The 11,692-nt window shown below is 60.5% G+C and carries 14 protein-coding genes and 1 pseudogene; 13 read left to right on the top strand and 2 right to left on the bottom strand.

The window, feature by feature from the left end:
• The 6 genes from Y707_RS0115555 to Y707_RS0115530 form a co-directional block, all read left to right on the top strand.
• On the top strand, window positions 1-515 hold a 515-nt coding region (locus Y707_RS0115555), incomplete at its 5' end, for an IS1380 family transposase (protein ID WP_026535773.1).
• A 272-nt stretch (window positions 516-787) separates the two neighbouring features.
• Window positions 788-2,275 (top strand): type I restriction-modification system subunit M, encoded by a 1,488-nt coding sequence (locus Y707_RS0115550; protein WP_026535772.1) that lies wholly within the window; start codon window positions 788-790, stop codon window positions 2,273-2,275.
• Window positions 2,268-3,494 carry a restriction endonuclease subunit S gene (locus Y707_RS29115; RefSeq protein ID WP_051442086.1) on the top strand — a complete coding sequence of 409 codons (1,227 nt, stop codon included), beginning with the start codon at window positions 2,268-2,270 and terminating at the stop codon, window positions 3,492-3,494. The genes Y707_RS0115550 and Y707_RS29115 overlap by 8 nt, the downstream gene beginning before the upstream one ends.
• 29 nt (window positions 3,495-3,523) lie before the next feature.
• Window positions 3,524-6,568 (top strand): type I restriction endonuclease subunit R, encoded by a 3,045-nt coding sequence (locus Y707_RS0115540; protein WP_026535771.1) that lies wholly within the window; start codon window positions 3,524-3,526, stop codon window positions 6,566-6,568.
• 212 nt (window positions 6,569-6,780) lie between these two features.
• On the top strand, window positions 6,781-6,999 hold the full coding sequence (locus Y707_RS0115535) for a hypothetical protein (RefSeq protein ID WP_026535770.1): 219 nt from the start codon (window positions 6,781-6,783) through the stop codon (window positions 6,997-6,999).
• A complete protein-coding gene (locus Y707_RS0115530) occupies window positions 6,992-7,225 on the top strand; it encodes a hypothetical protein (protein WP_026535769.1) in 234 nt (77 codons plus the stop codon). The genes Y707_RS0115535 and Y707_RS0115530 overlap by 8 nt, the downstream gene beginning before the upstream one ends.
• A 111-nt stretch (window positions 7,226-7,336) precedes the next feature.
• Here the strand turns inward: Y707_RS0115530 and Y707_RS0115525 are convergent, their stop codons facing one another.
• Window positions 7,337-7,675 (bottom strand): hypothetical protein, encoded by a 339-nt coding sequence (locus Y707_RS0115525; protein WP_026535768.1) that lies wholly within the window; start codon window positions 7,673-7,675, stop codon window positions 7,337-7,339.
• Entirely contained in the window at window positions 7,672-7,866 is a 195-nt protein-coding gene (locus tag Y707_RS0115520) for a hypothetical protein (RefSeq protein ID WP_026535767.1), read from the bottom strand. Before Y707_RS0115520 ends, Y707_RS0115525 begins: the two co-directional genes overlap by 4 nt.
• 93 nt (window positions 7,867-7,959) lie before the next feature.
• On the opposite strand from Y707_RS0115520, the gene Y707_RS0115515 reads away from it, so the two are divergent.
• The 7 genes and pseudogenes from Y707_RS0115515 to Y707_RS31585 all read left to right on the top strand — a co-directional run.
• Window positions 7,960-8,835: a hypothetical protein gene (locus tag Y707_RS0115515; RefSeq protein WP_253905202.1), complete on the top strand. Its 876-nt coding sequence runs from the start codon at window positions 7,960-7,962 to the stop codon at window positions 8,833-8,835.
• 167 nt (window positions 8,836-9,002) lie between these two features.
• Window positions 9,003-9,650 (top strand): 3'-5' exonuclease, encoded by a 648-nt coding sequence (locus Y707_RS26550; RefSeq protein WP_051442085.1) that lies wholly within the window; start codon window positions 9,003-9,005, stop codon window positions 9,648-9,650.
• On the top strand, window positions 9,647-10,252 hold the full coding sequence (locus tag Y707_RS0115505) for a hypothetical protein (protein ID WP_026535765.1): 606 nt from the start codon (window positions 9,647-9,649) through the stop codon (window positions 10,250-10,252). The genes Y707_RS26550 and Y707_RS0115505 overlap by 4 nt, the downstream gene beginning before the upstream one ends.
• A 25-nt stretch (window positions 10,253-10,277) precedes the next feature.
• Window positions 10,278-10,631, top strand: coding sequence for a hypothetical protein (locus tag Y707_RS0115500; RefSeq protein WP_026535764.1), 354 nt, complete (start codon window positions 10,278-10,280; stop codon window positions 10,629-10,631).
• Between the two features lie 172 nt (window positions 10,632-10,803).
• Window positions 10,804-11,172, top strand: coding sequence for a DUF3846 domain-containing protein (locus Y707_RS26545; protein ID WP_051442084.1), 369 nt, complete (start codon window positions 10,804-10,806; stop codon window positions 11,170-11,172).
• A gap of 11 nt (window positions 11,173-11,183) precedes the next feature.
• Window positions 11,184-11,411: a hypothetical protein gene (locus Y707_RS0115490; protein WP_026535763.1), complete on the top strand. Its 228-nt coding sequence runs from the start codon at window positions 11,184-11,186 to the stop codon at window positions 11,409-11,411.
• Between the two features lie 45 nt (window positions 11,412-11,456).
• Window positions 11,457-11,692, top strand: a pseudogene (locus tag Y707_RS31585) (TIGR02269 family lipoprotein); the annotation flags it as partial.

Below are 11,692 nucleotides of genomic sequence, written 5' to 3'. Positions count from 1 at the left end.
TGGCCGATTATCCGCCCGGGACGAAACTGTTCCTGCGCGCCGAACCCCTGCACCCCGGCGCCCAGCCCACCCTGCTGGACGTGGATGGTCACCGGATCACCGCATTTCTGACGAACTCGCCACGCTGGCACGGACCCACCCTTGATGCCCGCCACCGGGCACGGGGCCGGTGCGAGAACCGGATCAAGACACTGAAAAACAGCGGAATGCGGAAACTGCCGTTCTTCGATTTTGCGGCGAACCAGGCATGGGCGGACATCGCAGCGCTGGCCTCGAACCTGATCGCCTGGCTGCAGATCAGCGCCATCCCCACCAGCCACCGCGCCCGCTTCTGGGACGTCAAACGCTTCCGCTATCGACTCTTCTCCACCGCCGGCAAAATCACCCGGCACGGAAGGCAAACCAGGATCCTGCTGCCCGAGACGGCACCGGAGAAAGACCTCATCGCCGCCATACTGGCCGCCATCAAAGACCTTCGTGCCACATTCAAACCGCCAGTTGCAATCCCCATCTGAGACAGCTGACAGCGTCTCTGATCACCTTCGAGAAGAAACTGCAGACCTACCGGGACGTGGAACCGGCGCACCAATCCCAGCGAACCAAGGGACCACACAAACACGCCCAAAACAGACGACCTGCCTCCAGCAATACCGATTACGACCAGACCAGCCGATCAGAGATCCGATGAAAAATCCGGGCTAATTGGGGAGCCTGCGAATACCTACGCAATGGTTTCAGGTATGGAGCAGAAACGATGACGTTGCAGACTGATACGAGAAGCGGCCAGATGACTCAGGCCAAGCTTGAGTCGACCCTGTGGGCGGCGGCGAACAGCCTGCGCGGGCCGGTAGATCCGGGGGATTTCAAGGCGTACGTCTTCCCGGTCATGTTCTTCAAGTGGATCAGCGATAACTGGGATTACGAACGCCGGCAGGCTGTCGTGGATCTGGGTGACGATGTCACCGCTGAAGAGGAAGCCGATTACCACACGTTCGCGATCCCCTCTGGTTGCCACTGGAAGGACGTCCACACGACAGTCGTCAACGTCGGCGCGAAACTCTACAAGTCGCTGCAACTGATCCAACAGGCCAACCCTGAGAATTTGACGGGCGTCTTTGGCGACGTGAATTGGGCCAACACCGAACGGCTGCCGGAAACGTCTCTGGTGAGCCTCCTGGATACGTTCCACGGTGTCACCCTGAATCCGGAGCGGGTGACTGGTGACATGCTCGGCTCGGCCTACGAATACCTGCTGCGGGAGTTCGCTGAAGCTTCCGGCAAGAAGGCGGGGGAGTTCTTTACCCCGAGGCATGTCGTGCACCTCCTGGTGAAGATTCTGGATCCGCAGTCCGAGGAAACCATAGTGGACCCGGCCTGCGGTTCAGGCGGCATGCTCATCGAGACCGTCAACGCGGTCAAGGACGCTGGCGGAGATACCCGCACACTCCGCCTGCACGGGCAGGAGATAAACCTCACGACCAGCGCCATTGCGAAGATGAACCTCTTCCTGCACGGGCTCAAAGACTTCAAGATCGTCCGCGGCGACACGTTCCGGGAACCGAAGCTACTCGACGGTGACCGGCTGCAGAAATTCGATGTGGTGATCGCCAATCCACCCTTCTCACTGCAGAACTGGGGCGCCGAAACCTGGGCCAAAGACCCATACGGGCGTGCCTTCTGCGGTGTCCCGCCGGCCAAGAACGGCGACTTCGCCTGGATCCAGCACATGGTCTCCACCATGAAAGAGAACACCGGCCGGGTCGGTATCGTCATGCCGCACGGAGTGCTTTTCCGCGGCGGTAAAGAAGGCGCCGTCCGCGAATGCATCATCAACCAGGACAAACTCGAAGCCGTCATTGGCCTGCCCAACAACCTCTTCTACTCGACCTCCATTCCGGTGTGCCTGCTCATCTTCCGTGCCGACAAGCCAGCCGAGCGCAAAGACCACGTCCTGTTCATCGACGCGACGAAACGGTTCAGTGCCGGCAAGAACCAGAACACCATGTCGGATGAAGACATCGACGTCATCGACGCCGCCTACAAGCTGGGTATCGACAAGGATGGCGAAGGCGGACTGAATCTCCGGCTCGTCCATGCCGATGAGATCGCCGAAAACAACTTCGACCTGAATATCGGCCGCTACCTCAAAGGTGAAACCGCCGAAGAAGCGAACGTCGAAGAAGCGCTCATCTCAATGCGTGAAGCCCAGGACCGGCTGGCCAACGCTCAGCTGGCACTGGACGAGAAACTGAAGGCGGCCGGTTTCGATGCGTGAGGGATGGAGTCTCAAACCACTGGGGGAACTGACGCATCAGTTTGTCGATCCCTGCACGATCGAACCCGATCAAACGTATGTCAATCTTGGTCTCCGCATGTATGCAAAGGGCGTATTTTCGCGCGAGCCCAAACTGGGCAGCGAGATGAAAGCTATCCGCCTGTTCCGTGTACGTCCCGGCCAATTCATCTACAATCGAATGTTCGCTGCAGGTGGTTCTTTCGGGCGTGTTCCTCCGGAACTGGCGGGGGGCGTTGTGTCCAACGAGTTCCCGGTCTATGACGTTGATGAATCTTCACTCCTTCCCGAATTCCTGCACCTCTACTTTCAGCAACCGAGCGTATGGCGCGAGGTGGAGCGGGAATGCACGGGCACGACCAAGAGCAGGCTTCGGTGGAAGGAAGAATTGTTTGCCAAACGCGTCATCTATCTCCCCCCGCTTGACGAGCAGCGGCGCATCGTTGACCTGATCGGGGCCCTGGACGACGCTATCGAAGCGGCAGAGAACCAGCGCGCGACGGTTGACGCTGTGTTGGACGGTCTAGCTGAGCAGTTGCTATTCAGCGGATCCGAGAGGTGTCAAGTTCCAGTCTCCGATTTAGCCGAGAAGCGAGGGCTGATCGGTGGCCCGTTCGGCTCGTCACTCGTGTCACATGACTATGTTGAATCAGGTGTTCCAATAATCCGTGGGACCAACATGCCTAAATCAGGCAGATATGTTTGGGGCGACTTCGCATACGTATCCGAGGCAAAGGCTGAGTCGCTTCGACGCAATCACGCTATTCCTGGAGACGTGATCTTTACTCAGCGGGGGACGCTTGGCCAAGTTGGGTTGGTACCCGCTGAAGGCCCACCCCAGTACGTGATCTCTCAATCTCAGATGAGGTTGCGGGTAAATGACGAACTCGTTACGGCAGGTTATATCTACCATATCTTCCGATCGACCCGCATGGTTGGGCGAATCAAGGCTCTGAATACAGCAACTGCCAACCCTCACATCAATCTTGGAATTCTTGCGAAGATTGACATACCTTTGCCGCCGCTGGATGAACAAGCTGCAATTTGTTCGACATTAGATTCGGTTCAAGCCGCGGCCGGAGAGGCGCAACAGTTCGCGATCGCCCTTCACACTCTCCGCTCCGAACTCCTGACCGCGCTGCTTTCCGGTGCGCATGAGATTCCTGACACATATGATGAAGTGATGACAGCGGCTGTGTAGAGCTGGAGCAGATAACTGGGGGCAATTTTTTGGCGGGCAAAACAGCAACATTCAATGAGGCTAATTCGGTACAGCAACCCATTGTGGAGCTGCTGAAGAGCGCTGGGTGGACGTATAAGCCTTCCAACACGCTGGACCGGCCTCATGAGGCTGTGCTGGTTGAGAGCGAACTGGCTGAAGCTCTGATTCGGTTGAACCCGGTCATTGCCGAGGATCCGGAGCGTGCCGAGCAGGTCATCAGCTCCCTCCGTGCGCTGACTATCTCCGCCCATGAGGACGGGCTGGTACAGGCGAACAAGGCCATGCACCGGTGGCTGCGCGGCGAGCAGACAGTCGAATTCGTCGGCATGCCTTCCCATGAGCCTGTGAAGCTGATCGACTTCCGTAATCCGGCCAACAACACCTACACAGTTTCCGACGAAGTTACACTTGGCGTCCCGGGAAACTCGGCCCGGTTCGACATCGTCCTATGGGTCAACGGCATCCCGTTGGCGGTGGGGGAGACGAAGACCAACGTCAGCGCCCAGGTCTCATGGCTGAAGGCCGCCAAGGACATCCACGACGTCTACGAGCGGAAGTGGCCCCAGTTTTTCGTCACCAACGTCCTTTCCTTTGGCACCGAGGGCAAGGAGTTCCGCTACGGGGCGCCACGGCAGCCGGTCGACAAGTGGAGTATGTGGGGCTCGACCGAGGATGCCCCCACGCTGGACGGGTGGCCGCGGGTCAAGCGGAGTGTAGAACTGTTGCTGAACCCACGCATGCTGCTGAAAGTCTTGGCCGACTACACGCTCTACGAGCAGGCCGTTCGCGATGGCGCCCCGGTGCTGAGAAAGATCCTGCCGCGCTACCCGCAGGTGGAAGCGTCGGAAGCCATCTACCGGCGGGTCTTGGAGGCCGGCAACGGGCGCGGGCTGATCTACCACACCCAGGGCTCGGGCAAGACGCTGGCGATGGCGTTCTGTGCCGCGAAACTGTTGAAAAACCCGGCCATGAAGAATCCCACCATCATCATCGTGGCCGACCGAACACAGCTGGTCAGTCAGACGTCCGATCAGTTCCAGACGACGGGCCTTCCACGGATGAAGGAACCGGAGACCTCAGGCGACCTGCGACAGCTGCTGGACCGGGACCAGCGCGGCATCATCTTCACCACTGTCCACAAGTTTGAGAAGGCCGGTCGCCTGAACGACCGGTCCAACATTGTGGTCCTGATCGATGAGGCGCACCGGGCCCAGGAAGGCTCTCTGGGGCTGCAGATGCGCGAAGCCCTGCCGAATGCGAAGTTCTTCGGCTTCACCGGCACCCCGATTGCCAACCGCGATAAGAACACGTTCGCGCTCTACGGCGACCCACGGGACCCGAACCATGCTCTGAGCACTTATGACTCGGACCGCTCCATCGCGGACGGTACGACGGTGCCGATGCATGTGGCCGCCCGGCTGGTCGACTTCCATATTGACCGGGAGGAGCTCGACGCCGCGTTCGAGGAGCTGGCCGACATCGAGAACTTGGACGAAGAGCAGAAAGACTACATCGCCGGCAGGATCGGCAGCCTGAAGACGATCGTCTCTAACCCGGAGCGCGTCCAACGGGTCAGCGAAGACATCCTCGAGCACTTCTATACGACGGTCGACCCCCTGGGGATGAAAGCTCAGATCGTCGTCTACGACCGGTCAATGTGCGTGGCGTACGGGGATGAACTGAGCCGGCAACTCGCCGAGCGCGCCCAGCCGGACCAGGAACCGGATGAGGCTGCGGTGGTCATGACTGCCGGGAAGAAATCCGATCCGGCAGACTGGGACAGATATGACCTCTCCGAGGCCCAGGAAGATGAACTGCTGAACCGGTTCCGCAATTTCAACGATCCGCTCAAATTCCTCATCGTCACCTCGAAGCTGGGCACCGGATTCAATGCCGATAACGAGGGCGTCCTCTACCTGGACAAACCGTTGCGGCTGCACACGCTCTACCAGACGATCACCCGCACCAACCGCACATGGAAGAACCCCGCCACAGGCCAGGAGAAGAAGTATGGGCTGATCGTCGATTACTTCGGCCTCGGGGACGAGTTCGCCAAAGCTATCTCGCCAGCCGACCCGTCGAAGAAGAAGCGTGAGATCGACATCGACGGCCTGGTGGAGCAGTTCGCCGCGGAACTCGATGAGACATTGAGCATCTTTGTCGGCATCGACCGGTCCCAGTCCGGTTTCGCAGCGCTGGAGCAGGCACAGGAGCGGATCCCTCCCGGCAAATACCGGGACAGATTCGCTGCCCAGTTCGGGGTGCTGGAAGGCATCTGGGAGCACCTGTGGCCCAACAGTGGGCTGGACGGGTACAAGGATGACTTCAAATGGCTCTCAAAAGTCTACGAATCCGTCCGGCCACGTAATAGCGCCAACGAATTGCTGTGGCACCGGCTCGGGGCAAAGACATTGCAGCTGGTCCACTCGCATATAAGCCCGGTCAGCGTGTCGGATGCGGACCTGAACGCGGTCGTCGCCGACGAGGACACCATTGCCCGGATGCGCGAGCAGGGGCTGCTGGAACCCGCTAAGCCAGGCAAGCGGGATGCGCCGGTCACGGTCGAAGAGGTGGTCGACTCCATCGCCGAGCGGATCAAGAAGCGGGTGGCCGGACCCAACGGGGATCACCCTGCGTTCAAGTCCTTGGCTGAGCGGCTGGAACGGATCCGGGAAACGACCATCCAGCGGGCCGAAGACTCTGTCGAATACCTGCGCAGCATCTTCGTGCTGGCCAAAGACCTGAAGGTGGCAGAGCGTGCCGAGGATGAGGAGGGTGAGCGCGGCCTGGATCTATTGCCTGATCCGCACATTGGTGCCCTGACTCAGATCTTCGAGGAGTTCAAGCCCGAGGGTACGCCGGTGATTATCGAATCAGTCGTGAAGGACATCGACACCATCGTCAAAGACGTCAGCTACTCCGGATGGAATGACACCCAGGCCGGCGACAAGGCTGTACGGGTCGAAATCAGGAAGGTCCTCAACCGCTACGGACTTCGCGACGTCAAAGGACTATTTGAACGTGCCCACGAGTACATTGCAGCTAACTACTGAGCTGTCACGGTGAATTTTGGTCCAACTCCAGTGGAAAGTGGGAGCTAGTGAATTCCCCTCAGACACAGACACAGACACAGACACAGACACTTAGTCGCTTTGTTCTGCGGGCTAGGATCGTCCAGGACCATTCGTTAGCACAGGACAAGTTACGGCTAAAGCCTTATGGAGAAGACGAGGCCCAGGGCGAACCGTCGCTGTCCAACGGTGGAATGCTTCACCTGAACGTACAGCTCAAGTCCGGTGGCCGGGTCAGCCTGGACTTCAGCCGCGACGAAATTGCGGCCCTTGTGCCTACCATCGTCGCTTCGGCGGTCCGGGTCGAAAGCCATGCCGACACCGTCGAGCGTTACCTGCGTGAATTCGGCGACACCATGACCGAAGAGCAGAAGAGTCTCATGACCGGACAGATGGAGAAAATCAATGGATAACCTGTTGCCGATGCGGTGGCACCCGGGCGAGACCGGCAAGGCGACGCTGGCCAGGCTGTTGCGCTTCTGGGCCTTGTGCTCGGGGCTGGCCGAGGTGCTGTGCTTCGCTGTCTACGACAAGGACATGTTCGCGTACGCGGCCCTGTTCTTCTTCGCTGTCTACATGGGTGCAACCCACTGGGCGATGCGGCTGCAGGCGTCAGAAGATGAGCCGCTGCTGTGGTGAGCGGGTCCTGAACAGCTACGCATGATCCAGGGTGCAACACCCAGGCATGCAAAAAGCCGGACATGATGCGGATTGGCCTCTGATCATGTCCGGCTTTTTGCTGCCCTAAAATTACCGCACTGCGACGCGGACCAGGTCGTCGGTGAGGAACCCGTCCGGTGAACATGCACCGGGGCTGTAGAGACCAATGCCGTAGAGCCGGTCGTCTGCGAAAACAATCATCGCGTCCAGGGAATAGATGACCGTCCACTGCACCCAGGTGGGCACGGCAGTGCCGATCCCTTCAAAAGGGCCGGCCGATGTGGCGCACAGTTCCGGCCAGGATTGGAGTGAAGAGAACTCCTCCGGTCGGAATCCGAGCTGCATTTCAGAGAGGACCGGGGCAGCGGCCGACTGTACCTTTGCCGTCAGCAGCTGCCGGATCAGGTCTCCGGCGGCACTGCCACTCATACGGCCGCAAGCTGGAGCTGGTGCTCGTACACTGCGATCGGTGACTTGAGGATCTCATCGCCAATTTGGGTGACGCGCAGCTGCCCGGTGATTTCTCCGGGCTCGGCAACAACGCCGACGCCGATGAGCAGCCCGTCCTCCTGATCGAGGTAGTCGGCTTCGCGGACGGTGTAGGACTGGCTGTCAGCCATGGTGTTCTCCTTCAAAGAAGATCGTTGGTATCGGCCATGTGTGCGGCTCCGTCCCGTTTCCTCATCGAACCCTCCAGCCGCACACAGACAGTCATGAGCACACAAATCAGCCGCGTCCCCCGTGGCGTACAGACCGGCGGTCAGTTCGCTGCGACCGCCCACCACGAGTCAGATGTCCGTCTTGGCCGGCATGCCGCCGCCGCGGAACCGGTACGGCACGTCCCCGCGTCACTGCGGATGGCGCACTTCCAAGACCCGAATCTGGTGCACAACCTGGACCGGGCGGTCCGCCTGGCAGGACAAACCCCCAACTACGGGTATCCGCGCGAGGCCTTCGGGGATGCACTGAACAACCTCGACTACGAGACCGCCGACGATTTCTTCAACCGCGCCGTCGGAGCCGAAGGAACCCCCGGATACCAGGCCGTACTGGAAGAGGCAGCCGCAGCCGACACCGCCGCGCACCCGGGAGGAGCACTGACCGGAACGTACCGCCCACCGTTGAGCGCCCACGGGCAGGGCTACGGCCAGGGCACGCTCTCCACCGGCTCAAAGTACACCGGCTACCGGGACGCGACCGAGATCGCCAAGGACGTCCGCACCGAGATCAAAGCCGCCACCGCGTCGAATTACCTGCCGGCGGGGCTCAAATACTCCGTCCGGAACGACAAATACACGGGCGGCCAATCAATCAACGTCGACATTCAGGGTGTCAGCGACGAGGACCGGCTGGACCCGACCGAACTGGACCATCGGGGCAACCTGGCCGAGCGTGCCGAAGCCAAGGACCTGCGCCGCCGGGTCGAGGCCATCGCCAATATGTTCAACCGCCAGGACGTGGACTCGCAGTCGGACTATTTCAACGTCATGTATTACTCCCACGTCCAGGTTGAAGACGACCGATGCCGCCAGTTCCGCGAAACCGAAGCGGCCCGACGCCGCGCAAAGCGCACCTCCCGGGCAGCATAAGCGTAGGGAGGCGACCCTCGCACTCTGAAGCCAACACGGCAGAAGGGCCGCATCCGGGGAGGCTTCGCGTCGGGGCCGCACACATGGGTTTCATCGGACTCCGGGGGTGACGACTTTCCCCCCGGCGTCCGGGTCCAAACCACCACGACCGGGGGAGCCTTCCCGCCATGCCTTTATCGCCATCTCCGGCGCCGCTCACCGCCGACGACAAAGAGGTGGCCGGCGTGATCATCCCCGGACTCGACTTTGTGGCCATCGACTTTGAAACCGCGAACGCCAAGCGTGCCTCCGTCTGCCAGATCGGCATCGCCAAAATCCGCAACGGCATCGTCACCAACACCGCCACCGAATACGTACTTCCACCGGAGGGCTTCCAAAACTTCGGGCACTGGAACATCAAGATCCACGGAATTACCCGCCGCATGGTTGACGGCGCACCTACCTGGGAGCAATTGCTGCCCCGGCTGACCAAATACGTCAAAGACCTTCCGCTCGTTGGGCACAATGTCTCGGTCGAAAAATCAGTCATCCTCCAGGCATCCGCGGCGATCGACGTGGAGGCACCGGAATTCGACTACCTCTGCTCCCAGAAGCTCGCCCAGCATCACCTGCCCGACGCTCCCTCTTACAAGCTGAACAACCTGGTCGAACACCTCGACCTGCCAGGATTCGCCCACCATGACGCCGGTGAAGACGCCGTTGCCAGCGCGAACCTGGTCATTGCCATCGCGGCGTCTACCGGACTGCACACCCTGGGGGAGCTGTGGCCGCCACAGAAAACCTACAGCCGCCCCTACGTCAGGAGAGCATCGTGACGACCACCGACATCCGCATCGCCACACCGATTACCTCCAGTGTCCTGCTCACCTTGGGGCAGCTGATTGACGCGGCATGGCCGGGCGCGCAAATGGCTACCAATGAGGACCCGACGGTAAACCAGATCGTCTTTCGGGTCGATCACGCATCGCGTACCGACGTCACCGACGAGCGGGCAAAATCCCTGGTCACTGACCCTGATCCGGATGGGGACCTGGAACTGCACAATCTCGGACCGGATGGCGTGTCGATAAGGACCCCATCCGATGTGGCCGCGGCACTGCTGCCCGTATTGGAATCGTCCTTTGAAGTGCACTCCAGCGCAGCCAACTATCTGGAAATCCCAGTCCATAATCCGGATACGGGGCACCGCTACCTGCTCACTTTCTGCCGCTCAAAAGGGCAAACGCCGCATAATCTGCGCATGCAGGCAGAGGAGAAGCTCGAACAGGCCCACACCACCGTCCACCGCAGCGACGTTACCGCCGTGCAGACCCTGTTGCGGGGAAACCGCTCCGGCACCTTTGAGGACGGTGTGAAAGCCGCGCTGGACGCGTTGCGTCAAAGCGCCTTCAGCCGCACACAAACCATTGACGACTGATCGACCGATAAAGGATTCCACTCCCATGCAGACACCCGTACCGGAACCCGTCGAGGCCCCGGCGGCACCTAAAGGCACAGAGGTCGATTTTCAGTCCGGCTGGGGCGACATCTGGTCTTCCGTCACCGCCGGGTATCCCGGCATCGACGAGACGCTCACCCTCGTCGGCGTGGCCATCGTAGTGCTGTCCCTGATCCAGTGGGCCTGGAAGGCCCGCACCGGGGGAGCCCAGCGGCAGGCAGCAAAACCGGTCTGGGGCGGCCTCATCATCGGTTCCATCCTGGCGGCCCCGGCGCTGCTCATTCCGCTGCTGCTCGGAGCCCTGGACACCGTCGTAAACGTCGCCATTTCCCTGATGGGAACCGCCACCGGAGCATGACCCCTTAGCCTGTATATGCCCAACATGGCATATAGCGCAAAAAATATGCCTATTCGGGCACCTTTGCCGTTTCCTCATCCGGTTCGAACGCTTTTGGTGGGTCGGGCAGGCCCGAGACCGGGTCCGCACACATGGTGCTGAGAACAGTTTCGCATTCTTGAAGGAGAGCACCATGAAGGCAGCCATTATCCCCGCCGACACCGCGGAGCCAATCCGAATCGAAGATATTGAACCCACGCTGGAGCTCCTTCAGGGCATCGTCGGCGGGTACATCGAGTGCATTGGAGTCCGCGGCAAAGACATGAACATGTACCTGAACGAAGAGGGGAAGATCCAACGGCTTCCCATCAACGAGCGGGCGACCCGTATCGCTGCCATGACCGGATCAATCCGCTACTTCGACGCCATCTGCGGTGCCGCCGTCATCGTTGGCCCGTTCGACGATGACGGAGGAGACACCCCGCTGACCGATGAGCAGGCCGACTGGATCCAGACCCCGGTATCAGTGGCGGAAAGCGTCCCGGAAAACCCACTCGGCTGAAAGGATCCGCCGTGAATCAGCTGACCATCGGCACCACGGTGGATGTTTACGCCAGCGAAGGACACTCACGTCCCCATGTTCTGCAAGGCCAGGCGGTGATCGTCGGCTACGCACGCAACCAGTGCTACGTCGTCAAAGAACCCAACTTCGGAACCACCTGGCACCGCCACGCTTCGGAAGTCCGGATCGCCGGTCAGACCATGCCAGCGGACTGGCACCCGCTGAAAGCAGGCCGGTAGCCGGGGCCGAAGAGACTGGCTCGCCGGGCCGCACACATGACTTCCATGAGCAACCACGACCCAGAATCCGACGAATCCTTTGTACCCAGCCCGGAAAATATCCAACTGAAAAACGAGGCACGGAACCCCGACACGTCACCAGAACGGCTGCACGAGCTGATTCACCTTCCCGGCGACCGTGGCGATATTGATTCCGCCGCCGGATGGTGCCGCGAATTCGTTGCCGCCAACCCGTCCGCCTCGCCGGACACGCTGAGGGAACTGGCCGCCGACATGAACGA

The sequence above is a fragment of the Arthrobacter sp. H14 genome, from assembly GCF_000520495.1.
In the GTDB taxonomy this organism is placed as follows: domain Bacteria; phylum Actinomycetota; class Actinomycetes; order Actinomycetales; family Micrococcaceae; genus Arthrobacter_C.
This window is presented reverse-complemented; position numbering and strand designations above follow the sequence as displayed.